Here is a 23,286-nt window from a genome sequence, read left to right as displayed (position 1 = left end):
TGATCTTTTCTCTGTTAACGGTCTATCAACTATTAGTTGATTATCTACTCATCAAACACAGGCACCAAACCGATTTTTGTTCCATCAATCACCACCTTGCCAACTTCGCGGAAATTCACGGTGATCCGGCTTCCGATGTTGGACTGTACCTGCCCGATGCCCCAATCCGGTTGTTCGGGATGGCGCACCAGGGAACCGGGTTCCAACAGGCCGTTCAGGTCAGACATATGCGGGCTCCTTGCTGCTCGTTGGAGGATATAGTGCAAAACGAACCATCTTCACTGGCGGCATTGATTGGATCGCGCATATGCCACGATCTGATCAACCCCATCGGTGCCATTTCCAACGGTCTGGAACTGGTGTCCATGGGTGCGCCTGCCCCTGTCAGTCCCGAAATGTCGCTGATCCAGCAAAGCTGCGACAATGCCACCGCCCGTATTCAGTTTTTTCGCATCGCGTTCGGCAGTGCAGGTGAGACGCGGCCCGTGCCGCGCCTGCAGGCGGAAAAAACTTTGGCGGATCATTACACCGGGACGCGCATCACACCAGAGTGGTGTATTCCAGACGCCACCGGACGTCATATTGTGCAGCTGGCCTATCTTGGCGTGATGTGTATGGAAATTGCCCTGCCACAAGGAGGCGTGATTTCTGTTGCTTCTGATGCGACCCATATGTCGATCACGGCAACGGGTCCGGCTCTTGTCCGGGATTCTGACCTGTGGAGCTGGCTGGAATCCCCGCAGGGCCGCGAAAGCACCGAATTGCGGCCCGCGCATGTGCAGTTTGCCTTGCTGGCCGAACTTTGTGACGGTCAGGCACTGACAACGCACACGCAAGCCTTGCCAGAAGCGTTGGTGCTGCGCATTGCCCTACCCGCTGCTGACGGTGATCCGCCCGCGTAGCAGTTTGACCGCGGTTTTGACCTGGTCAGAAATCGGACCGGGGCGCGGTGCATCCAGAAGGGTGGTTAACAGGCTTTCGGAAGGTTGCGCCTTGCGCGTCCAGCGCAGCGCACGCAGAATGTGCGCGATCTCTGGGGGCAGATCGTCAGGTATCGGATGCCCGGCCAAAGTGGCCCACACACAGGACCACGCGCGCGCAACGCTCCAGGGGTTATAACCTCCGCCACCGGAAACGATCAGCCGTGGGGCCAGATCGCGCAGCGCGGTGATCGCCTGAACATAACAACGGTTCGATAGGGTCAGGCGCGACAACGGATCTTCGGTGACGGCATCCGCGCCGCATTGCAGATAGATGGCATCGGGCCTGTGCGCGACGACTGCAGGCAGTATGATCTCTGACAGGACAACATCGAATTCGGTGTCATTAAAGCCCCGAGGCACCGGAATATTGATCGCCGCCCCGCCCGCCGTGTCGGAAAGTGCCCCGATGAACGGCCAGCGCCGGTCTTCGTGCAAAGATATCATGTTCACGCGCTCAGAGCCATGAAACGCCACGGCGACGCCATCACAATGATGCGCGTCTATATCGACATAAGCCACGCGGCGCAGCCCCATCGACAGCAGGCGCTGGATGGTCAGAACGGGTTCGTTGATATAGCAAAACCCGTTGGCGCGGTCGGGCAAACCGTGATGGGTGCCGCCGCCCGGATTGTAGACCTGCCCGCCATGACGCACGAGTTCAGCCGCCAGAAGGCCGCCACCGGCAGCGGTTGCGGGGCGGCGGTAGACTTCGGTGAAGACGGGGTTTGACACCGTCCCTAGCGCATAATCCAGATCGGGCTGCTGGGTGCGTTCGGCCTGTTGCAGCGCCGCGATATAGGGCGCTGTGTGAAACCCCAGCAAGGCACCCGGCTTGGCGCAGGGACTGGTGCGATAGGCCTCGGGGGGCAGCCAGCCCAAGGCGCGGCACAGATCGGTTACGGTGGGAACGCGCGGGATCGACAGCGGATGATGCGCGCCATAGCTGGAGCCGCGATAGATGCGCGCCCCTATGAAGATCGGTTTGGTCATCTGCGACCAGATAGAGTGGGCAGGACGCAAGAAAACGCCGCACCGTGTCTGGACATTCGGATGGTGCACCACCTCATCCGGTTTCGGCTTTTTCCGACAGGGTCAGCCACAGGTCTTCGGCCTCGGCCAGAGCGGATTGCCGATTGACCAAAGCTTCGGACGCTTTTTGAAATTTCACCGGTTCGCGGGTGAACAGATCGGGATCGGCCATCAGCGTTTCGAGTTTTGCAATCTCGGCCGTCAGGCGGTCAATCTCGTCCGGGAGCGCTTCGAGGCGGTGCTTTTCGGTAAAGCTCAGCCCGGTTTTGGGTTTCGCGGCAGGCGCGGATTTGGCGGCCGGTTTCGATGGTGGCATCGGTGCGGATTTCGCGTCAGGGCTGTCTGGGCCATCCTCGCCGCGTTGGGCGCGGTAATCGCTCCAGCCGCCGGCATAGACGGTGGCGCGGCCGCGCCCTTCCATTGCAACGGTTGTTGTTGCGACGCGGTCCAGAAAATCGCGGTCGTGACTGATCACAAGAACGGTGCCGTCATATTCGCCCAGCAGGTCCTGCAACAGATCCAGGGTTTCAACATCCAGATCATTGGTCGGTTCATCCAGCACCAGAAGGTTTGATTCGCGCGCCATAATCCGGGCCAGCAGCAGGCGGGCCTTTTCACCGCCGGACAAGGATCGCACCGGCGCACGGGCCTGCCGGTCATCGAACAGAAACTCCTTGAGATAGCCCACCACATGCCGGGGGATGCCGCGCACCATGATCTGGTCGGATTTGCCCGAAACCCGCATGTCAGGATCACCGGTCAGGTTTTCCCAAAGGCTCAGATCGCCGTTTAGTTGCGCGCGGGTCTGGTCGAACATGGCCACGGCAAGGTTCGTGCCCAGTTTGACACGTCCCGCGTCCGGTTCAATTTCGCCGATCAACATGCGGATCAAAGTGGTTTTGCCAACCCCGTTCGGCCCGACAAAGGCCACGCGGTCACCGCGCTGCACCGTCAGAGAAAAATCGCGCACGATCGGTGTCTCACCAAAGGTTTTGCTCAGCCCTTTGGCCTCGATTACCTTGCGCCCGGATTTCGGCCCGGTGGCCAAGGCCATCGCCGCCGTGTCCTGGCGCTGGATCAGGGAAGCGCGTTCTTGACGCAGGTCTTTCAACGCGCGGACGCGGCCCATGTTGCGTTTGCGCCGGGCGCTGATGCCTTCCACGGCCCACCGCGCTTCGGCTTTGATCTTGCGATCCATCTTATGGCGTTGAAGGTCTTCTTCTTCCCAAGTCTTATCCCGCCAGGCCTCGAAGGCGGCAAAGCCCTTTTCCTGCCGCCGCACCTGTCCGCGATCGATCCACAGCGTGGCCCGGGTCAGTTCGGTCAGAAAGCGCCGGTCGTGGCTGATGAGGACAAACCCTTTGCGGGTGCGCTTGAGTTCGTTTTCCAGCCAGCCAATCGCCTCGATATCCAGGTGGTTGGTCGGTTCGTCCAAAAGCATCAGTTCGGGGTCCTGCGCCATCAGACGCGCCAAGGCCGCGCGGCGGCGTTCGCCGCCTGACGCTGTGGCCACCTGACGATCCGGGTCGAATTTCAACCCCTCTCCAGCGCGTTCGACCTTGTAGAATTCGGACGGGTCCAGCCCATGCATGGCATAGGCCCCAAGCGTGTCAAAGCGGGTCAGGTCGGGGTCTTGCTCCATATAACCCACGCTGACGCCGGGGGCGACGACACGGTCACCGGTGTCCGCCTCGACCAGCCCGGCCATGACTTTCATCAGGGTCGATTTTCCCGACCCGTTGCGCCCCACCAGCGCCACGCGGTCCCCCGGTTGGACAATCAGATCCAGATTGTGAAACACCGGGTCACCGCCAAAGGTCAACGAGATGTCGTTCAGTTGCAAAAGAGGAATAACAGCCATGGCACGGCGCTACGGCGCGCGGCTGGCAAGGTCAAGTGTCGGATCGGGCGTGTCGGCTGGCGTCCTGCGCCAAGGCGCGCAGGCGATGTTTGCGGCGGGCCGGAATTGTTGCCACCTGCAGGCCGGTGAACAGGTGCAGCGTGTCCAGATCGGGATCTTGCACCGCGTGATCGCTGACCCACCCGCCCATCGCCAGATAGCTGCGCAAAAGCGCAGGCAGCGCCGCACGCGGGATGTCAAGACAGGGCAGATCGACCGCCCTTGGCGATGTGCGACGCGGGCGCAGGGTGTCGGGCCCCACATGATCGCGGCGGAGCGTCGCCAGGATTGCGGTATGATCCGCCGGATCAGACCCAGGCAAAGAGCTGCACCCGATCAGCATTTTAACGCCGTGGTGATCCACCAGCTGGCCAATCGCGGCCCACGCCAGACGCAAGGCCATCGGATCACAGCGACCGGGCGCGTGACAGAATCGTCCGATTTCAAGGAACGGCCCACCAATCGCCGCCAACGGCGACAGGTCGTAAAACGCCCCCGTATAGGTCGAGCCCAGCAGCGACCCCGAGGCAAGGCGCAGACGAAACGCCACCAAAGGCACTGCGCCGGGGCCGGTGACCAACCCATGCCAGCACAGCGGATCGAAGCGGTCACGATCCGACGCGCCATCGCGAAAACAGGTCGCGCGCAGGGCCATCGCGTTGGATTGATGCGGAATGTCGCGATCGACACGCGCGACATACGGACCAAAACTAAGATCAACCAGCGGCTTTGCCGCCACGACACCCCTTGTCGCGGCATGCGCCCCCATCAGTCTATGAATTCTGCCACGTTGATGCCGCCGATATTGCCAAAGAGTTTGCGGATAAAGCTGATATCGCCATCGCCAGAGCGTGTGATGCGGCGCGTCAATGGCACGACCTGACCGTCCTGAAGCCCATAGCGTTCGATATTTTCGACGACCCCGGCACTGTCAAAGGTGATGGCCAGAACTTCGCGGTCCACCACTTCGGCACGACGCCAGGCAAATTGGCGGATGTCGCTTTCGATATAATAGAAGCCGGAATTTTCCAATGTGCCGGATGTCGACGGCACCCCAACCAGATCTTCCACCGTGGCGCGTGTGTCGACCCCCGGAACAATCTGTTGCAGCTCGTCCTCGGAGGGCACATAGCCATGTGTGCGATATTGTGCCGTACATCCGGCCAGGACAACAAGCGCAAGCGCCCCAAGTCCGATCCTGAGTCTCGATCCGTTGCCCTGCATAGCGCCTCTCTTGCGTTGGCGTTCACTGCCTTCTATCTCGATTACACGGCCTTTGGCCTGCGTTCAAGCAAAGGGTGAACACAAGATATGCCACAACAGGTCCGAAAATCCGGCGAATTTCGCGTCAATGATCTTTCTACACGGCATCCAACCCGGTTCGAGCTTCGACCGGATGCGGCGGAATGTGCTAAAATTGCCGAGCGTCTTGGCGTGTCAGCGTTAAAAAAGCTGCGGTTTGCGGGCGAAATCGCACCGGCGGGCGGTGAAAGCTGGGCGCTGTCCGCGCAGCTTGGCGCAACCGTGGTGCAGCCCTGTGTGGTGACACTTGATCCGGTAACCACGCGGATTGATGAAACCGTTGAGCGCCTCTACATGCCCGCCGAGTTTTTTGACGAGATTGAAGACGGCGCGGAAACCGAGATGCCAGAGGACACAAACGCCGAACCGTTGGGATCGGTGATATCCGCCTATGACGTGATGATAGAATCGCTGTTGCTGTCCTTGCCGCAATATCCACGCGTGCCCGGTGTCGATCTGGGCGAAGCGGTGTTCGCGCAGGACGGTGTGACGCCGCTGAAAGACGAAGACACAAAGCCCTTTGCAGGTTTGGCCGCCCTGCGCGATGAGCTTGAAAAAAAGAGCTGATCCGCAGCACAGAAAACGCTTGCGGATTTTGCGATTGCCCCTATGTTCGCGCCTTCATCTGAGAGTGGGGGTTGCCCCCCGGCCCGGTTTCCACGTAAGAGGCCGGACACACCCGACACGCGGCATGGCGATCATGCCATAGATTTTACAAAATTGAGGTTGAGACATGGCTGTCCAACAGAACAAAGTATCGAAATCGCGCCGCAACAATCGTCGCGCGCATGACGCTCTGGTCGCAGCGAACCCGAACGAGTGCACCAACTGTGGTGAACTCAAGCGTCCGCACCATGTGTGCCCGTCCTGCGGCCACTATGCAGACCGCGAAGTGGTTGCACAGGCCGACGAAATCGACCTGGACGAAGACGCAGCATAAGCAACGATAAGGCGTACCCCTTTGCATGACCTCGTCGCAGGATCATAAGAAAGCGGGTGCTGCGCCGATTGTGCTTTCGATCGACGCGATGGGTGGCGATCTGGGACCGGCGACTGTTGTCGCCGGTATGTCTCATTTTGCAGCCACACATCCCGACACTCGGTTTTTGGTCTGCGGGCCAGAGGCCGAACTGACCCGTCTGATCGACCGCCGCAAAGAGCTTGCGGGCCGGTGCGAGATTCGCGCGGCCAGTGAGGTCGTGTCGATGACAGACAAGCCCAGCCATGTGATGCGCAATGGCAAGGACACGTCCATGTGGGCAGCGATTGACGCTGTGCGCAACAATGACGCGACCGTGGCTGTGTCCTGTGGCAATACCGGTGCGTTGATGGCGCTGTCGATGATCCGGTTGCGCAAGCTGCCCGGTGTGAACCGCCCGGCTATTGCGATCCTGTGGCCTTCGCGCAATCCGCAGGGGTTTAACGTGATGTTGGACGTGGGCGCAGATATCCGCGCCGATGCCGAAGACCTTTTGCAGTACGCCCTGATGGGTGTGTCCTATGCCCGCAACGGGCTAGAGCTTGAGCGCCCGCGGGTTGGTTTGCTGAATGTCGGCACCGAAGAACATAAAGGCCGTGCCGAATTGAAAGACGCGCATGAGCTGATTTCCAAGGCCGCCGACCGCGCGCAGTTCGAATTTGTTGGATTCGTCGAAGGTGGTGATATCCCCGGCGAGGCCTGCGATGTGATTGTCACCGACGGGTTCACCGGGAATGTGGCGCTGAAAACCGGCGAAGGCACCGCATCCCTGATCGGCGACCGTCTGAAAGAGGCGTTTGCCTATTCCCTGCTGTCGAAAATCGCGTCTGTTCTGGCGCTGACATCCTTGCGCCGGTTGCAACGGAAAATCGACCCCCGCCGCGTCAATGGCGGGGTTTTTCTTGGATTGAACGGAACCGTTGTCAAATCCCATGGATCGGCAGACGCCACCGGCGTCTCGGCCGCGATCAAGCTGGCCTTTCAGCTGGCGCAATCGGGGTTTTCGGATCGGCTTGCCGCGCGGTTGGCATCCATCACAGATATTGCTACGGACACGCTGGCCGAGCATCACGACATGGAGGAGAGCCCGAAATGACCACACGCGCGGTTGTCGTTGGGCTGGGGCATTACCTGCCCGAGCGGGTTGTACCAAACTCTGAATTCGAAGCCTCGCTCGACACCTCCGACGAGTGGATTCGCGCGCGATCCGGCATCCAAAACCGCCATTTTGCCGACGATACGGAAACCACCTCGGATCTGGCGACTCAGGCCGCGCGCAAGGCGCTGGCCCATGCCGGGCTTGCCCCCGATGATCTGGACGCCATCGTGCTGGCCACCTCTACCCCGGACCTGACCTTTCCTTCGGCGGCAACCATGGTGCAATCGGCCCTGGGAATGACGCGCGGATTTGCCTTTGACGTGCAAGCGGTCTGCGCGGGATTTGTCTATGCGCTGACCACAGCCAATGCGCTGATCGTGTCTGGCCAGGCCAAGCGCATCATGGTGATTGGGGCCGAAACCTTTAGCCGCATCATGGACTGGACGGACCGATCGACCTGCGTCTTGTTCGGAGATGGTGCCGGGGCGGTGATCCTCGAAGCGCAGGACGGCGTTGGCGACAAGACCGATCGCGGCATCCTGTCGGTGGATCTGAATTCCGACGGGCAGCACAAAGACATCTTGTATGTCGATGGCGGTGTCAGCACCGGCAGCACCGGATTTTTGCGCATGCAAGGCAAAGAGGTTTTCCGCCATGCCGTTGAAAAGCTGGCAAAAACGGCAACAGCGGCCATGGACGGCGCAGGGATTTCCAGTGACGAGGTCGACTGGATTGTCCCACATCAGGCCAATCTGCGCATCATTCAGGGCACCGCGAAAAAGCTTGGGTTGTCGATGGATCATGTGGTCGTCACGGTTCAGGACCACGGCAACACGTCGGCGGCATCCATCCCCCTTGCCCTGTCTGTCGGGGTCGAGCGCGGCCAGATCAAGCAAGGCGATCTGATCGTGACCGAGGCCATTGGCGGCGGTTTGGCCTGGGGGGCCGTTGTCCTGCGCTGGTAGGCGAATTTCCTCTAAATTCCCTGCCGCAAGCCATTGATATTGACTCGGAAATTCGCTGGCCTCATTCTGGCGAAAACTCGGGGGATTGTTTGATGAGCCAAAAAACACTGACACGGATGGATCTTAGCGAATCTGTTTTTCGCGAAGTGGGCCTGTCGCGCAATGAAAGCGCCGACCTGGTCGAAGCGGTTCTGAACCATATGTCCGACGCTCTGGTGGCCGGAGAACAGGTCAAAATCTCGTCTTTCGGCACCTTTTCCATTCGAGACAAGGCAGCCCGTGTCGGCCGCAATCCCAAGACCGGCGAAGAGGTCCCGATCAACCCGCGCCGGGTTCTGACCTTTCGCCCATCGCACCTTATGAAAGACCGCGTCGCCGCTGGCAACAAGGGCTAAATCGCCATGAGCAAGTCCGCAGATGCGTTCCGCACCATCAGCGAAGTCGCTGACTGGATGGACACGCCCGCCCATGTTCTGCGTTTCTGGGAAAGCAAATTCACCCAAGTCAAACCCGTCAAACGTGCGGGTGGCCGACGCTATTACCGGCCTGCGGATATGCGGCTTTTGGGGGGGATCAAAAAGCTGCTGCACGAAGATGGTATGACCATCAAAGGCGCACAAAAAATACTGCGTGAAAAAGGGATTAAACACGTTTCTTCACTTTGCACATTAAGTGTAGGAGACGAAGAGGATGCCGAAGATGTCTTTATCGACGATGTCGTTATCCCTGATCCCGAGGACCGGGTTATTCCGTTCTCTAAGCCGGTAGACACTGATCCAGCACCGCAAACTGTTGCTGAAGACGCGGTCGCCGAAGATGTCGGTCCTGAAGAGATTGCAGCGGAGCCGCCCGAAACACCCTCCGCCGAACCAGAGCAGCCTGAACCAGAGGCGCAGGATCAGCCCGATGATGCGCCTCAGCCAGAGACAATCCCGCCCGAACCAGAGCCTGTCGCGCATGCGGACATCACGCCTGAACCGGATGTGGTGGACAGTCCCGAAGAGGTTGCGGAACCGGTGCCGGAGACGTCTGACATCCCTGATGACGAGCCGGGAGATGCGTCAGAGCCAGCCCCTTTGCCTGGATTTATACAGCAGCCAGAGGAGGTCCAAGCAAACGCGCCTGCGCCATCGGCCCCTGATCCGACACCTGTCGCTGCCGCTGACCCCGACCCTACCCCTGCCATGGAAATGCCAGAGGCGGTTGTCGATGCGCCAGCGGATGACCCGCCGCCGGGTGCGCTGTCGGTTTTGGCGCGGATCACCCATCTGACACCGGAAACGGCCCGGCAGATTGCACCGATTGTCGAACAGCTTCGGGCAAGAGTCGGTTAACGGATCTGTGCGCAAGGTGCGATTTTCGCTCTTGCGGCCTGATGCAAAACCGTTATGACAGGCGTCAGTCGGGCTATGGCGCAGCCTGGTAGCGCGTCCGTCTGGGGGACGGAAGGTCGCAGGTTCGAGTCCTGCTAGCCCGACCAATCATTTCCATCGCTATCACCAACGCGCCGCGCGAATCGCCCTCGTGCGCGGGTGTCCGGCTTGATATGCAAAGCAAACGGCGGACAAGGACAAAGACTATGACAGGCGTTCTGGCCAACCAGCAAATCACGCAGCTGATGGACCAAGGTGTCATCGCGGCAGAGCACCCGTTCGTGGCCGGTCAGGTTCAACCAGCAAGCCTTGATTTGCGTTTAGGTTCAGTGGCTTACCGCGTGCGCGCGTCGTTTCTCGCGGGTATGGGACAACGGGTCGAGGACCGGCTGGCTGATTTCGAGATGCACCGGATTTCGCTGGAGGGCGGGGCGGTTCTGGAAAAAGGTTGCGTGTATCTGGTGCCGTTGATGGAGCGCCTATCCCTGCCCGACGATATCAGCGCGGTGGCCAATGCCAAGAGTTCGACAGGCCGGCTGGATCTGCTGACCCGCACAATCACCGACGAAGGCACCGAATTTGACCGTGTGGCACAAGGCTATTCCGGCCCCCTGTATGCCGAGATCTGTCCGCGTTCGTTTTCGGTTTTGGTACGTCCGGGAATGCGTCTTAACCAGATCCGGTTTCGCCGCGGCCAATCCGTTTTGTCAGACACCGCCTTAAAAGCCCTGCACGACGCGCAAACGCTGGTAAATGGCGGCCCGGCGGTGATCAGCGACGGTTTGGGATTTTCTGTCGATCTTCGTCCCGAAACCGGCGATCTGGTCGGATACCGGGCCAAGCCGCATACCGGGGTGATTGATCTTGATAAGCTGGGACATTACCCACCGGCGGAATTTTGGGAAGAATTGCGCACAAGCAATGGCCGATTGATCCTTGATCCAGATGCGTTCTACATCCTGGTCAGCCGCGAAGCGGTTCATATCCCGCCGGACTATGCTGCTGAAATGGCTCCGTTTTTGGCAATGGTCGGAGAATTCCGTGTGCATTACGCCGGTTTTTTCGACCCCGGCTTTGGCCATGACGCGGCGGGCGGGACCGGATCGCGCGGCGTGCTTGAGGTGCGATGCCACGAAGCGCCATTTGTGTTGGAGCACGGGCAAATCGTGGGGCGTCTGGTGTATGAAAAAATGGATCAATCCCCGAGCCAGCTTTATGGCGCGGGAATCAAATCGAATTATCAGGGACAGGGGTTAAAACTGTCCAAACATTTCGCCAGCGCCTAGGGCTGCCTGTCGTCGACCGGCTCTGCCGGTTTTTTCCGCTTGGTCAGCGCCTTTTGTCCGGCGTTCATACCGGCATTGATGCCTGAATTGACCACGCGCCGCATCACGGTGCGCATGACCATGTTAATGATCTGGTTGAGGTTCATTGTGTCCTCCTATCACTGCGTTCAAGACTGCCTCAGCCTGTCAGCTAAGAGACAATTGCGTCGATTTTCGGGCATTGTGCTTAAAATCTGAGGTATTTTTCGCCAATTTCCAGTGCCTTTCCGAAAAATCGCGCTTGTGACGCTGTTAATCTTCGAACAGTTCGGACTGGCCCTCTGCGGCCTGCTCTTCGGCATCCACATCGCCGTCGCCCATCTGCGGCACGGTGCCGGGCGGTGGGCGGTTTTCCAAAAGACCGGCCGCGCGCAGTTCCTTGAGCCCCGGCAGGTCGCGGGCGGATTCCAGGCCAAAGTGATCCAGAAAATCCTGTGTCACCACAAAGGTCACGGGCCTGCCCGGCGTCATACGCCGTCGGCCAAAGCGAATCCATTCCATTTCAAGCAGTTGATCGACGGTGCCCCGGCTGACCGACACGCCGCGGATTTCTTCGATCTCGGCGCGGGTGACGGGCTGGTGATAGGCGATGATCGCCAGTGTTTCGATCGCGGCGCGGCTAAGCTTGCGGGTCTCGACCGTCTCTTTCTGCATCAAAAACCCAAGATCGGGCGCCGTGCGGATCGCCCAGGCATCTCCGACCTTGACGACAGTCACCCCCCTGCCCTCGTAGCGTTTGCGTAGATAGATCAGGGCTTCGGCGGCATCCGAGCCGTGTGGCATACGATCGTTCAGATCCTTGACCGTGACAGGTTCGGATGTGGCAAAAAGGATCGCCTCGACCATGCGCTCTTGTTCGGCCATGGGGGGCGCTTCGAACAGGCTTTCTGGAATATCGGACGTTTCAGTCACTGCGAGGCTCCTTGCGGCGCAGTTCAATCGGGGCGAACGTATCGGATTGCCGTATCTCGACCTTGCCCTCTTTGGCAAGCTCCAGAGAGGCAGCAAAGGTCGATGCCGTGGCCGATCGCCAGCGCACCGGATCTTCGCTCCAGCCATCGGGCATGTAGGTCGCGATGTCGGTCCAGCTGCCTGCAAAACCGATCAGCCCCCGCATACGTTCCAGCGCCTGTTCCATCGTAAAAACGGCGTCGCGGTCCATGACAAAGGGGCGGAATTCGTCTTTCGTGCGAATGCGCGCATAGCCCTGCATCAGATCCAAAAGCGTTGCCGTGTAATCCACCTTGCGCACACGTTCGACCGTTTCGGGCAGGCCGCGGGCGAAAAAATCCCGCCCCAATTGATCCCGTGCCATCAGTTTGGCGGCAACATCCCGCATCGCTTGCAACCGTTCGAGTTGAAACGCCAGATGCGCAGCAAGGTCTTCGCCGGTGGGGCCGTCATCCGTGGGATCGGGCGGCAAAAGCAACCGCGATTTCAAAAAGGCCAGCCAGGCGGCCATCACCAGATAATCTGCCGCCAGTTCGATCCTGAGTGCCTTGGCCTGATCGACAAAGGCCAGATATTGCTGCGCCAATTGCAGAACCGAGACTTTGCGCAAATCCACCTTTTGCGTGCGGCTCAGGTTGAGCAACAGGTCCAGAGGGCCTTCAAACCCGTCCACATCCACAATCAGCGCCTCGGCCGCCAGCCGTTCGGCGACGGATGTGTCAAACGCGTCTGATGTGGGGTCTGTCATGTCCCGGGCCCTTGCTCTAGCGTGGCCAGCTTGGCTTTGAGCGCTGCAATGTCAACATCCTGCGCTTCGGTGCGGGTGTCGAGAGCGGCCTTGGCGCGGGCCTGACTGGCTGCCGACATCTGTCCAATACGGTCATACACCGCCTGACGTTCGCGCAGATCGCCATTGCAATGCAGAACAACATCGCATCCCGCCGCAATCGACGCAGCCGCACGGTCGGGAACCGTACCTGACAGGGCCTGCATGGAAATGTCATCGGTCATCAGCAAACCGGTAAAGCCGATATCGGTGCGGATCCGCTTGATCATGGTCGCAGAGGTGGTTGCCGGACCGGTTTCACCCAAGGCGGTATAGACCAGATGTGCCGTCATCCCCATTGCGACATCCGCAAAAGGCCGAAACGCTGCGAAATCCATGTTGATCATGTCATCCGCCGACGCGTCGATTCTGGGCAGATCAAGATGACTGTCCATCTGCGCCAGCCCGTGGCCCGGGATATGCTTGATCACCGGGAACACGCCTCCGGCCACCAGACCGTCAATCACCGCGTGGCCAATGCGGATCACAGTGTCCAGATCGGACCCATAGCAGCGGTTCTTCAAAAACGGGTGCGTTTCGGGGCGGGCAATATCCAGCATCGGGGCGCAATTGGCGTCGATCCCGAGATCCATCAATTCATGCGCGATGATCTGGTATCGCAGCCGCATCCCTTCGACCGCATTGGCCCCAAGCCGTGCGACGTGATCCAGCGGCGGTTGCCATTCCATGGCCAGCGGGGGACGCAGGCGCTGAACACGGCCGCCCTCTTGATCAATGAAGATGGGCGCGGCCCATCCCACCGCCGCGCGCAGCTCTCCGGTCAGCGCGCGGATCTGGTCGCGATCCTTGAGGTTGCGATCAAAAAGTATGAACCCGAACGGGTTGGCCCGAGCAAAAAACGCGCGTTCGTCTTTTGACAGACGTGCGCCGTCGCATCCAAAAATGGCTGCCGCACAGGGGTGTGGTGTCACCGGCTCACAACCGGGATGCAGTCAGCCCCTTCGGCCACCAAAGCAGCACAGAACCGGCGGGAATCGCTTAGATCGCTGAACCCGTGCGCGCGCAGCCGGAAAAACACGCGACCGCCGGATGTGGCCTCTTCGATGACGCGGTCCTTGTCGGTCAGATATTCACCAAACCGGCCCTGGAGTTTGAGCCATTGTTCACGGGCGATTTCGGGGCTGTCATAGGCCCCGAACTGAACCAGCCGGGTGCCTGCCGGAATTTCTGCCGGGTTGATTTCAGACGTGCTGGGTGACGGGGCTGCGGGCACCGACAAAGACGCCTGCACCAAACCGGCGGGCCGCGGTGCGGGGCGCAAGGACCGGGACACGCCGGGCACCGACGCGGGGATACTGTCAACCACAGGGGCGATGGCGGCAACCTGTGCTTGCACGGCATCGTCAAACGCGCCTGCGTTGGGGTCTGCGTCGATCTGGCCCAGCGGTGTCGCATTGGCCGCAATCTGATCGGCCAGCGCCTGAATCGGATCATCCGCGTTGACGATATCGGCCAGCGCCTGTTCGGGGTCAGCCGTCTGGGTCTCTTGTTGCAAAGAGGCCAGCGCGACCTCTTCCTGTGCGTTGAGCGCGCCCGGCATTTGTTGTGCATCCGGCTCTTGCGGTGCGGCCAGTTGCGTCACCGGCATGTCTTCTTCGGTGATGTCGAGCGGCTGGGGGGCCAGGACCAGCTGATCTGGCGGCGGTGTCGACGCGCCCGTGCCCGCCACATCATTGACCGCCAAACCTTCGTGCCGCGCTATGCGACCGCCGGGATTGTCGGGGGCCACCCGCATCGGGCCCTCAATGGCCTGCACCACCGGCACGCCTGACACGTCCCGCATGATCAGCCGGTATCCCCAGACCGATACACCAACAATCAACGCCAGTGACATTGCCGCGCCCAGCCAATTGGCCGCCGAGGCGATATTGCCCGACGACTCCTGCCCCTGCACGGAGCCCGTCATATGCATGTCTGCCATGTCTGCCTCATGTGCCGGCGATTACGGTCGCCGGTGTTCCTTGCCTTTGCCTCGGCCAGCCATGGCGCTTTTGTCAGCGCATTTCTTCGACTGGCGTCACGCCCAAGATACCAAGACCGGCGGAAATAACAACAGACACGGCCCGTGCGACGGCGATTTTCGCCTGTGTCGCCTGGGTGTTGCCGTCTTGCAAAAACCGCAGCTCGGGCACGTCGTTGCCCTTGTTCCAGAGCGCGTGCAAATCAGAGGCCAATTCAAACAGATAGAACGCGATGCGATGCGGTTCATTGGTGCGCGCGGCGATCTCTACCAGACGCGGCCATTCGGCAAGCTTGCGCGCAACGGCCAGTTCGCTGTCATGTGTCATGCTGGCAAGATCGGTCTGTGCAAGGGTGGCATCATCTACGGCAATGCCCGCCTCGGCCGCCTTGCGCAGCACCGAATGCACACGGGCGTTGGCATATTGCACGTAAAAGACCGGGTTGTCCTTGGATTGCTCAAGCACCTTGTCGAAGTCGAAATCAAGCGACGCATCGTTCTTGCGTGTCAGCATGACAAAGCGGGTCACGTCTGGGCCGACCTGGTCAACCACGTCACGCAGGGTAACAAATGTCCCTGCCCGTTTCGACATCTTGAACGGCTCGCCATTCTTATACAGTTTTACCAGCTGCGTCAGCTTGATATCCAAAGGCGTCTTGCCCTCGGACAACGCCGAAACCGCGGCCTTCATCCGTTTGACATAGCCGCCGTGATCGGCACCGAAAATATCGATCAACAGATCATAGCCGCGTTGCACCTTGTCATAGTGATAGGCGATATCGGGGGCGAAATAGGTCCACGACCCATCTGATTTCATGATGGGCCGGTCCACATCATCGCCATGTGCCGTAGACTTGAACAGGGTCTGTTCGCGCGGCTCCCAATCTTCGGGCTTTTTGCCTTTGGGTGGTTCAAGCGTGCCGCGATAGATCAGGCCCTTATCGTCCAGATCCTTGATCGCAGCTTCGATCAGACCGGTGCCATAAAGCGACTTTTCGCTAAAGAACGTGTCCATCTTGACGCCAAGCTGGGCCAGATCCTGGCGAATGAGCGTCATCATCGCGTCGGTGGCGAACTCGCGCACCTCTTCAAGCCAGAGGTGTTCGCCCTTATCGACATAGGCATCGCCCACCTTGGCTTTCAGATCCTGACCGACCTGGATCAGGTAATCGCCGGGATAGGTGCCGTCTTCAAAGGCGACCTCTTTGCCATGCGCCTCAAGATAGCGCAGGTAAACCGACCGGGCGAGCACATCGACCTGCGCGCCGCCGTCATTGATATAGTATTCGCGGGTAACATCGTAGCCTGCGTAATCCAGCAACGCGGCCAGCGCATCGCCGAACACCGCTCCGCGGGTATGGCCGACATGCAGCGGGCCGGTGGGATTGGCGCTGACGAATTCCACGTTGACCCGCTTGCCCTGCCCCATGGTCGATGTCCCATAGGCGACACCTTCGGTCAGAATTGCACGGGGCAGTGATTGCCAGACCGACGGATCAAGCCGCAGGTTCAAAAAACCTGGTCCGGCCACGTCGGCGCTGGACACACGCGGATCATCCGCAAGCTTCACCGCCAAGGCGTCGGCGATGTCACGCGGTTTCTGACCGGCTGGTTTGGCCAGAACCATCGCGGCATTGGTCGCCATGTCGCCATGCAGCGGATCGCGCGGAGGCTCCACCGTCACGTTGTCAAAGCTCAGCCCGCCGGGCAAAGCGCCGCTTGCCACCATTGCGTCCAGATTGTCGATCACCAGGGTCCGAATATCGGAAAAGAGGTTCATGTCTCACGTCCTTTGTTCGGCACGTCCTCTACCACCTTGGTGCCCAAGGTCAAATGGCTCAGCCCTGCCCTTCGGCCAAGGCACGTTTTTCTTTCATCGGAACCATTGCGATCAGATGCACGTCCTCACCACCCTTGGGGGCGCTGTCGGCATCCAGAATTCGCAACTCTCCCTTGGCGTCCATCTCGGCAAAGGGGATGCCGTCTGGATTGGTCTCGAACCAGCGCTCCAGTGGGAATTCCTCGGACAGTTTCGTGGCGCGAAATTCCCAGCCGTTCCACATGCGGTTTTGCAGATCCCAATAGGTTTCTCCGGTCCCGATGGACCTGCCGCCCAGTTTCGGCGGCAAGGCATAGCGGGCGCTTTCGGATGTATCACGGGCCAGTTGGTAGATGTTTTCCCGGCCGAATTCCGCCGCAAGATCCGTTGCCACAAGAGTGTTATAGGCATCATTGTCGGTGGCCGCGATGATACGTCCATAGGCCATGAGGTCGAGCCGATGCTCGGCGGCTTCGGACAGGATATCGCCGGAATACACCCGCAATCCCGCGTCACGCGCGACCCGCAGACGGCTGCGGTTCGGATCAGCGATCATCACCGGCAGTTCAAGTTTTGCCAACACCTGCGCAAGACTGACGGACCAGCGATTGCTGCCAACAATCAGAACCCCGGGCGTGGTCGATGCGGTCAGTCCCAAAAGGCGCGCCAATGGGGTCAGGGTAAAGCCGTGCAGCACCACGGTGCCCGCCACCAGCGCAAAGGCCAGCGGCGCAATCCCTGCCGCATCCTCGACCCCGGCCTGCACAAGCCGTTCGCCAAAAAGCCCCGCCACCGCAACCAGAACCACACCGCGCGGTCCGGTGAAGGCCACCAGCAGGCGTTCGGCCCATGGCACGCCGGAAAAGGCAAAGGACACCAGGACGGTGAGCGGACGCGCAACAAGAACCACCGCAGCGACGGTTGCCAGGCTTTGCCAGTTCAGGCCAAGCAACGTGTCCGCTGACATGTTCGCGGCCAGCAGAATAAACACCCCCGACACCAAAAGGATCGTGGCGTGTTCCTTGAAACGGTGCATTTCCGCATAGCTGGGCAAATGGGCATTGGCGATCCAGACCCCCATAAGGGTCACCGCCAGAAGCCCGCTTTCATGCAGCACCGCATCGGTCGCGGCAAATGTGCCCAGCACGGTCACAAACAGCACCGGCACTTTCATGTATTCCGGAACATAGGCCCGACGAAACGCGGTGGAAATGCCCCAACCCGCAGCGATGCCGGCGAACGTCGCCACAACAACGCCGAGCACAAGCGACCAGATAGCCTCGGCCGCGCTGGCAGAGGTCATGGTGACCAAAACCACCTGAAACGCCAGAACAGCCGCAAGCGCGCCGACCGGATCGTTAAAGATGGCTTCCCATTGCAACAAGGCAGCCGGACGCCGTTTCAGTCGCGCCTGCCGCAATAGCGGTGCTATCACGGTGGGGCCAGTGACAATCATAATGCCTCCGAACACGGCCGATGTTGCCCAGCTAAGCCCGCCGACATAGTGCAGAACCGCGGCCGAAGTGATCCAACCGACAGGGGCACCCACAATCACCAGTCGCCTGACACCGGTTGCGGCATCCGACAGGGATTTGAATTTGAGCGTCAAACCGCCTTCGAACAGAATGATGGCCACAGCGATCGAAACCAACGCGGGCAACAGATCACCCAGCGCGTCCGATGGGTTTAGAATCCCAAAGACCGGTCCCACCAAAAGCCCAACCGCCAGCATCAGAACAATGCCCGGCAATTTCAGCCGCCAGGCCAGCCATTGCGCGCCAACCCCAAGACACCCCACAAGGGCAAATGCCGCAACGGGGCTCAGACCGGCTTCGGTTGGTGTGGCCATGGACGTTCCTTTCAGGACCGGGCAATAATGACATCCGCCCCCGTCAGGCGCGCATGTTCCTGCAGGGCAAAACGGTCGGTCATTCCTGCGATGTAATCGGCCACGATACGGGCCAGTTCGATATCGTTCTGCACCTCGGCCACATCTTTGCGCCATTGTTTGGGCAACAGCGACGTGTCCGACATGAACAGCGGAAACAGCTCGTTGATCACGTGCGTGACCTGTTTGCGCATCTCGACCACATCGGGCGCTCGGTACATGCGGTGAAACAGGAATTTCCGGATAACCTGAAGATCTGACCAAAGATCGGGCGAAAATTGCACCATCATACGGCCCGCCGCACGCACGTCTTGTGGTGTGTGCGGGTCCAGATCCCGAAGATTTGCGCGACTGACCTCGATCACGTCGGACACCAGAATGCCGAAAAAGCGGCGCAGGGCTTCGTGGCGGCGGCGGTAGTAATTCAGGCCGGGGTATTTTTGATCGACCCGGGAAAAGCAGTCACTTACGATGGGAAGCTCGGCCAGCTCGTCGGTTGAAAACAGCTCGGCGCGCAATCCGTCATGCAGATCATGATGGTTGTAGGCGATGTCATCGGACAAGGCCGCGACCTGTGCTTCGGCGCTGGCATGGGTGTGCAGTTCCAGATCGTGCCGCGCGTTGTAATCGGCCAGCGCAAGCGGCACCGGATCACCCACCGGGCCATTGTGTTTTGCAATGCCTTCAAGGGTTTCCCAGGTCAGGTTCAACCCGTCAAACTCGGCATAGTGCCGTTCAAGCGAGGTGACGATGCGAATGGCCTGCGCGTTGTGATCAAAGCCGCCATAGGGCTGCATCAGTGCATTCAACGCGTCCTCTCCGGTGTGGCCGAAAGGGGTGTGCCCCAGATCATGCGCCAGCGCCACCGCTTCGGTCAGTTCCAGATTCAGCCCAAGTGTCTTTGAGATTGTCCGCGCGACCTGACCGACTTCGATGGAATGCGTCAGCCGGGTGCGAAAGTAATCGCCTTCATGTTCGATAAAGACTTGTGTCTTATGTTTCAGACGCCGGAAGGCGGATGCGTGAATGATCCTGTCCCGGTCCCGCTGAAAGCAGGATCGGAATTCACTTTCGTCCTCTGGATAAAGCCTGCCGCGCGATCCATCTGGGTCGCACGCAAATCGCGCCGTCATCGCCGCACCGCCTGTTCTTGTCGCCTGTCCCATTGGCCCTTATATGAAGAGATGACCATGAGTTAAAGCAAAGCCGAGGCCGAGATGCAGCTTCCCCCCACTGTCACCCCCCGCGCATTCGAACGTTTGTCCGAAATCGGTGCCAGCGCTGATGGCAAGGCGTTGCGCATCGCTGTTGAAGGCGGCGGATGTTCCGGGTTTCAATACGAAATCAAACTGGACGAACCGGCCGAGGACGATCTTGTTCTCGAAGGGCAAGGCGAACAGGTGGTGGTGGATTCGGTGTCATTGCCGTTTTTGTCGAATGCCGTCATCGACTTTTCAGAAGAACTGATCGGCGCGCGGTTTGTGATTGAAAATCCAAATGCCACATCCTCTTGCGGATGCGGCACCAGTTTTTCAATGTAGCCCATTGCGGCGCATCTGGCGCGCATTTGCGCCAGTCCGATCAACGTCAGGATAACGCGGGTTCGGCGCGGGCAAAGCCGTGGAAGAACTCTTCGAAATGCAAGGAAGAGGTTTCGGCCTGTGACAGGACGGTCATGGCCTCGGGTGACAATGCGTCTTGCATGTGCAGGCGCATGGACATCCAGTCGCCGCTGCGCGCGTCGTCGAGGTTGAACATTGCTTCGGACATTTCACGCATCGGTGCCGCACGTGTTGGACTGTGGTCAAAGCGCATCCGGTCGTAAACAAAACCCTTGGCAAAGGCTGCATCGCCCACCACGGCCTGATGCCAATTGCACACCAGAAATTCATGATAATCGTCATGGATACTGACTTCGGCCCCGTCCTGCACAGAAAACAGCGCCGTTTCGCGACGCAGCCAGTCTGTCCAAAGCGGCGGCGGCACGTCTTTCGCAAACTGCAGCGCGATGCAGATTTCGGCCAGCAAATCCGCGTTTTGTTCGATAAAGGCCAGCAGACCGGCAAAATGAAGGCTGCGCTTTGCCGCCGGATCAAGCATCGGGTCCTTGCGGCCATATTCGCTCAAATAGAATACGATATGCGTCAATTCATAAGCGGCCTTTTTGTTTGGCAGGGCAAACGTGTCGGACCGGGCCATGAAATCGCGCGCGCGCTGTTCCAGCGCCGCACAATCGCCATTCGGCGTCACGCCCCGACGCGCCATCAGACGCACCGCTTCAAGACGCTGCAGATCCGACAATTCCGCCTGTGGCAGGTCTTGTGCATGGGCCCAGTCAATCAGGTTTTGCGCCTGATCACCTGCCATGCCCAAGTCTTCGAGATCCAGCGCCAAAGACAGGAAAAAGCGGTAATATTGCGGAAAAAACCGCATGCGTTTTTCCAGACTGTCGTAAAAAGACTGATACGGGGCCAGCGCTGCGTCGCCCGCAGCCGTGCCTGTGCTTTCCAGAATATTCAGGATTTCAGCATTTTCCTTGAGCCAGAACACATCATCGCCAAACCGGCGGTGCTCGGCAAAGCAGCTCAGAAGCGCGCCAAGACGCGCTTCCTGAGGATCGATCCGGGACGGGGGGGTAAGTTGGACAATGTTGGTCATGATCCATGTCTCCTTGGGGATACAAAGGACGGCCACCCCGCCCCGGGTCACATCAAGCGCTTAGGAACCAGATGTGAACAGCGCACAACCGTCGCCGCCAAAGGTCTTTTCGGCCATCGCTGGGCTGGACCCGGAGGTGAACGCCTCAACCGCACCCCCGGTCGTCGCATCGCTGGTGACCGGGCTTGAGCCGGAGGTGAACGCCTCGACCGCGTCACCTGTACGCGCATCCGATGTGGTGGGTGCAGAGCCAGAAGTGAACGCCTCAACCGCGTCACCTGTGCGGGCATCCGATGTGGTGGGTGCAGAGCCAGAGGTGAACACCTCAACCGCATCACCTATACGCGCATCCGATGTTATCGGGCCAGAGCCAGAGGTGAACAGTTCAACCGCGTCACCCGTCGATGCCATAGTGCTTTGCGGCGCGGAGCCGGAGGTGAAAAGGCCTGTCGCCTCACCTGTCAGGGCGGTGGTTTGCTGCAGCGGAGCAGAGCCAGACGTGAACATCTCGACCGCATCGCCCAGCACCGCGTCGGCGGACGACACAGGGGCCGAGCCGGATGTGAACAGCGCTGTAGCATCGCCGCCATGAAGCGTGGCGATAGCGGAATCTGAAATGTGGGCGTCAACGGAATATTCAGTATTTTGGATTTTACGAAGTGCGGTCATGTTTGCCTCCTGTGGCTGGGTTGATGACCTCAGGCTGGCACGTCAAAGTTGATTTTATAAAGTTAAAATAACGTATAGCGTGTGTCTATTCAACTTATCCACAAGAAGTTTCTCGCATAGGTTGTTCAAGCGACAACGGAGTTTGGCTTATGCACAGACGCAAGAAAACTGGGGATAAGTCCGCGCGTCTTCGCGACGCTGTCAGAATTGAACGGCCAATCGGGCCAATACGCCGGTGCCTCACAGAAAAATCAGCAAGAATCGCAGGCACGATTCGATGCAATGGCACCTTGTACGCCCCGCGCCAACTTGGGATAGAGAGGACAACTTCGAAAGGTGCAGCATGAAAATCGCCACATTCAACATCAACGGCATCAAAGCACGCCTGCCAGCCCTGACCGATTGGCTGCAAGACAGCGCACCGGACGTGGCCCTGTTGCAAGAGATCAAATCCGTGGACGAGGCTTTTCCCCGCGAGGCGTTGGAAGATCTGGGATACACTGTCGAGACACATGGCCAGAAGGGCTTTAACGGCGTGGCGATCCTGTCGAAGCTGCCGTTGGAAGACGTCACCCGCGGCTTGCCCGGCGATGACAGCGACGAACAGGCCCGATGGATCGAGGCCACCGTGATCGGCGACAGCACCGCCGTCCGTCTGTGCGGGCTGTACCTGCCCAACGGGAACCCGGCACCAGGCCCGAAATACGATTACAAACTGGCCTGGATGAAACGGCTCAAGGCGCGGGCGCAAGCGTTGCTGGATGACGAAATGCCCGCATTGATGGCCGGGGATTACAATGTGATCCCGCAGGCCGAGGATGCCAAGAAACCGGAACGCTGGGTGGAAGACGCTTTGTATCGGCCTGAAACCCGTCAGGCCTTTCGCGAAATCCTGAACCTTGGCTTTACCGAAGCGTTCCGCACGCGCACCTCTGGTGACGGGCATTATTCGTTCTGGGATTACCAGGCCGGTGCCTGGGACCGCAACGATGGCATCCGCATTGATCATTTCCTGCTGACCCCGGAATGCGCCGATCTGTTGACAGAGTGCTGGATCGAAAGCGCGGTGCGCGGGCGGGAAAAACCATCGGATCATGTGCCCGTCTGGGTGACACTTGACGCATAGGCGTTGCGTCGCCTTGCGTAATACCTTTGTTCAACATACATCTTTATCAACAAACGACGGAGGGCTGCCCCATGGCCATGCAAGCGCGGGAAATCGAAGATCTCATCCGGGCAGAGTTTCCCCAAGCCAAGATCACCATCACCGATCTTGCCGGTGACGGAAACCATTACGCCGCCGAAGTGATTGACGAAAGCTTCAAAGGCAAGAACCGGGTGCAACAACAACGCGCGGTCTATGCCGCACTCAAGGGAAAGATGGACGGCTCTGCAGGAGAGCTTCACGCGCTGGCGCTGACCACAAAGGCACCCGAGTGATGTCACGCGCGTTGTGGAATGGTCTCATGCTTGCCATGATCGGCCCGTTTGCCTATTTCCTGTGGCGGTCACCGGATCGCGACGCACCGGGACAGGCAG

General features: G+C 59.5%; 26 protein-coding genes and 1 tRNA gene. 12 read left to right on the top strand and 15 right to left on the bottom strand.

Annotated elements, in window-relative coordinates:
• Nucleotides 1–44: 44 nt before the first annotated feature.
• A complete protein-coding gene (locus ACG74X_RS06755) occupies nt 45–227 on the bottom strand; it encodes a DUF3553 domain-containing protein (RefSeq protein WP_411233458.1) in 183 nt (60 codons plus the stop codon).
• A gap of 33 nt (nt 228–260) precedes the next feature.
• Here ACG74X_RS06755 and ACG74X_RS06750 point away from each other — a divergent pair, with 33 nt between their 5' ends.
• A complete protein-coding gene (locus tag ACG74X_RS06750) occupies nt 261–902 on the top strand; it encodes a histidine phosphotransferase family protein (protein ID WP_411233456.1) in 642 nt (213 codons plus the stop codon).
• Here the strand turns inward: ACG74X_RS06750 and ACG74X_RS06745 are convergent.
• The 4 genes from ACG74X_RS06745 to ACG74X_RS06730 form a co-directional block, all read right to left on the bottom strand.
• Complete coding sequence (locus tag ACG74X_RS06745) at nt 870–1,973, bottom strand: acetoin utilization protein AcuC (protein ID WP_411233454.1); 1,104 nt, start codon at nt 1,971–1,973, stop codon at nt 870–872. The genes ACG74X_RS06750 and ACG74X_RS06745 overlap by 33 nt on opposite strands.
• A 73-nt stretch (nt 1,974–2,046) precedes the next feature.
• Nucleotides 2,047–3,873, bottom strand: coding sequence for an ABC-F family ATP-binding cassette domain-containing protein (locus ACG74X_RS06740; protein WP_411233452.1), 1,827 nt, complete (start codon nt 3,871–3,873; stop codon nt 2,047–2,049).
• A 31-nt stretch (nt 3,874–3,904) separates the two neighbouring features.
• Nucleotides 3,905–4,651: a GNAT family N-acetyltransferase gene (locus tag ACG74X_RS06735; protein WP_411233450.1), complete on the bottom strand. Its 747-nt coding sequence runs from the start codon at nt 4,649–4,651 to the stop codon at nt 3,905–3,907.
• A gap of 29 nt (nt 4,652–4,680) precedes the next feature.
• Complete coding sequence (locus ACG74X_RS06730; protein WP_411233448.1) at nt 4,681–5,136, bottom strand: outer membrane protein assembly factor BamE; 456 nt, start codon at nt 5,134–5,136, stop codon at nt 4,681–4,683.
• Nucleotides 5,137–5,223: 87 nt separating this feature from the next.
• Between ACG74X_RS06730 and ACG74X_RS06725 the strand changes: the two genes are divergently transcribed.
• The 8 genes from ACG74X_RS06725 (at nt 5,224) to ACG74X_RS06690 (ending at nt 10,916) form a co-directional block, all read left to right on the top strand.
• Nucleotides 5,224–5,781 carry a YceD family protein gene (locus tag ACG74X_RS06725; RefSeq protein WP_411233447.1) on the top strand — a complete coding sequence of 186 codons (558 nt, stop codon included), beginning with the start codon at nt 5,224–5,226 and terminating at the stop codon, nt 5,779–5,781.
• A gap of 166 nt (nt 5,782–5,947) precedes the next feature.
• Nucleotides 5,948–6,154 carry a 50S ribosomal protein L32 gene (gene rpmF, locus ACG74X_RS06720; RefSeq protein WP_411233446.1) on the top strand — a complete coding sequence of 69 codons (207 nt, stop codon included), beginning with the start codon at nt 5,948–5,950 and terminating at the stop codon, nt 6,152–6,154.
• A gap of 25 nt (nt 6,155–6,179) precedes the next feature.
• Nucleotides 6,180–7,289, top strand: coding sequence for a phosphate acyltransferase PlsX (gene plsX, locus ACG74X_RS06715; protein ID WP_411233445.1), 1,110 nt, complete (start codon nt 6,180–6,182; stop codon nt 7,287–7,289).
• Nucleotides 7,286–8,257 (top strand): beta-ketoacyl-ACP synthase III, encoded by a 972-nt coding sequence (locus ACG74X_RS06710; RefSeq protein ID WP_411233444.1) that lies wholly within the window; start codon nt 7,286–7,288, stop codon nt 8,255–8,257. The genes plsX and ACG74X_RS06710 overlap by 4 nt, the downstream gene beginning before the upstream one ends.
• 92 nt (nt 8,258–8,349) lie before the next feature.
• Nucleotides 8,350–8,652 (top strand): integration host factor subunit alpha, encoded by a 303-nt coding sequence (ihfA, locus tag ACG74X_RS06705; protein WP_411233442.1) that lies wholly within the window; start codon nt 8,350–8,352, stop codon nt 8,650–8,652.
• A gap of 6 nt (nt 8,653–8,658) precedes the next feature.
• Nucleotides 8,659–9,591 carry a MerR family transcriptional regulator gene (locus tag ACG74X_RS06700; protein WP_411233440.1) on the top strand — a complete coding sequence of 311 codons (933 nt, stop codon included), beginning with the start codon at nt 8,659–8,661 and terminating at the stop codon, nt 9,589–9,591.
• Nucleotides 9,592–9,660: 69 nt separating this feature from the next.
• A tRNA-Pro gene (locus tag ACG74X_RS06695) sits at nt 9,661–9,737 on the top strand.
• 99 nt (nt 9,738–9,836) lie between these two features.
• Nucleotides 9,837–10,916: a 2'-deoxycytidine 5'-triphosphate deaminase gene (locus tag ACG74X_RS06690; protein ID WP_411233438.1), complete on the top strand. Its 1,080-nt coding sequence runs from the start codon at nt 9,837–9,839 to the stop codon at nt 10,914–10,916.
• Here ACG74X_RS06690 and ACG74X_RS06685 read toward each other — a convergent pair.
• From ACG74X_RS06685 to ACG74X_RS06650, 8 genes are all read right to left on the bottom strand, one after another.
• Complete coding sequence (locus ACG74X_RS06685) at nt 10,913–11,062, bottom strand: hypothetical protein (RefSeq protein WP_411233436.1); 150 nt, start codon at nt 11,060–11,062, stop codon at nt 10,913–10,915. The genes ACG74X_RS06690 and ACG74X_RS06685 overlap by 4 nt on opposite strands.
• A gap of 145 nt (nt 11,063–11,207) precedes the next feature.
• The gene (gene scpB / locus ACG74X_RS06680) at nt 11,208–11,819 is read right to left on the bottom strand and encodes an SMC-Scp complex subunit ScpB (protein WP_411234175.1); all 612 of its coding nucleotides are present in this window, start codon (nt 11,817–11,819) and stop codon (nt 11,208–11,210) included.
• A gap of 40 nt (nt 11,820–11,859) precedes the next feature.
• Nucleotides 11,860–12,654: a segregation and condensation protein A gene (locus ACG74X_RS06675; protein ID WP_411233434.1), complete on the bottom strand. Its 795-nt coding sequence runs from the start codon at nt 12,652–12,654 to the stop codon at nt 11,860–11,862.
• Entirely contained in the window at nt 12,651–13,664 is a 1,014-nt protein-coding gene (locus tag ACG74X_RS06670) for a glycoside hydrolase family 3 N-terminal domain-containing protein (RefSeq protein ID WP_411233432.1), read from the bottom strand. The genes ACG74X_RS06675 and ACG74X_RS06670 overlap by 4 nt, the downstream gene beginning before the upstream one ends.
• Nucleotides 13,661–14,674: an SPOR domain-containing protein gene (locus tag ACG74X_RS06665; protein WP_411233431.1), complete on the bottom strand. Its 1,014-nt coding sequence runs from the start codon at nt 14,672–14,674 to the stop codon at nt 13,661–13,663. The genes ACG74X_RS06670 and ACG74X_RS06665 overlap by 4 nt, the downstream gene beginning before the upstream one ends.
• A gap of 73 nt (nt 14,675–14,747) precedes the next feature.
• Nucleotides 14,748–16,493: an arginine--tRNA ligase gene (gene argS / locus ACG74X_RS06660; protein WP_411233429.1), complete on the bottom strand. Its 1,746-nt coding sequence runs from the start codon at nt 16,491–16,493 to the stop codon at nt 14,748–14,750.
• A 58-nt stretch (nt 16,494–16,551) separates the two neighbouring features.
• Nucleotides 16,552–18,381 (bottom strand): cation:proton antiporter, encoded by a 1,830-nt coding sequence (locus ACG74X_RS06655; RefSeq protein ID WP_411233427.1) that lies wholly within the window; start codon nt 18,379–18,381, stop codon nt 16,552–16,554.
• A gap of 11 nt (nt 18,382–18,392) precedes the next feature.
• Complete coding sequence (locus ACG74X_RS06650) at nt 18,393–19,553, bottom strand: deoxyguanosinetriphosphate triphosphohydrolase (RefSeq protein WP_411233426.1); 1,161 nt, start codon at nt 19,551–19,553, stop codon at nt 18,393–18,395.
• An 84-nt stretch (nt 19,554–19,637) separates the two neighbouring features.
• Between ACG74X_RS06650 and ACG74X_RS06645 the strand changes: the two genes are divergently transcribed.
• Nucleotides 19,638–19,961: a HesB/IscA family protein gene (locus ACG74X_RS06645; protein WP_411233425.1), complete on the top strand. Its 324-nt coding sequence runs from the start codon at nt 19,638–19,640 to the stop codon at nt 19,959–19,961.
• A 46-nt stretch (nt 19,962–20,007) separates the two neighbouring features.
• On the opposite strand, the gene ACG74X_RS06640 is transcribed toward ACG74X_RS06645, so the two are convergent.
• On the bottom strand, nt 20,008–21,078 hold the full coding sequence (locus tag ACG74X_RS06640; protein WP_411233423.1) for a DUF6902 family protein: 1,071 nt from the start codon (nt 21,076–21,078) through the stop codon (nt 20,008–20,010).
• A gap of 60 nt (nt 21,079–21,138) precedes the next feature.
• Nucleotides 21,139–21,747 carry a hypothetical protein gene (locus tag ACG74X_RS06635; RefSeq protein ID WP_411233421.1) on the bottom strand — a complete coding sequence of 203 codons (609 nt, stop codon included), beginning with the start codon at nt 21,745–21,747 and terminating at the stop codon, nt 21,139–21,141.
• A 343-nt stretch (nt 21,748–22,090) separates the two neighbouring features.
• Between ACG74X_RS06635 and xth the strand changes: the two genes are divergently transcribed.
• Together xth and ACG74X_RS06625 are read left to right on the top strand one after the other, a co-directional pair.
• Entirely contained in the window at nt 22,091–22,873 is a 783-nt protein-coding gene (xth, locus tag ACG74X_RS06630) for an exodeoxyribonuclease III (RefSeq protein WP_411233419.1), read from the top strand.
• A gap of 71 nt (nt 22,874–22,944) precedes the next feature.
• Nucleotides 22,945–23,187, top strand: coding sequence for a BolA/IbaG family iron-sulfur metabolism protein (locus tag ACG74X_RS06625; RefSeq protein ID WP_411233418.1), 243 nt, complete (start codon nt 22,945–22,947; stop codon nt 23,185–23,187).
• Nucleotides 23,188–23,286 lie beyond the last annotated feature (99 nt).

Origin of the sequence: Marivita sp. S0852, from assembly GCF_046591575.1 — a bacterium.
Lineage (GTDB): Bacteria > Pseudomonadota > Alphaproteobacteria > Rhodobacterales > Rhodobacteraceae > Marivita.
This window is presented reverse-complemented; position numbering and strand designations above follow the sequence as displayed.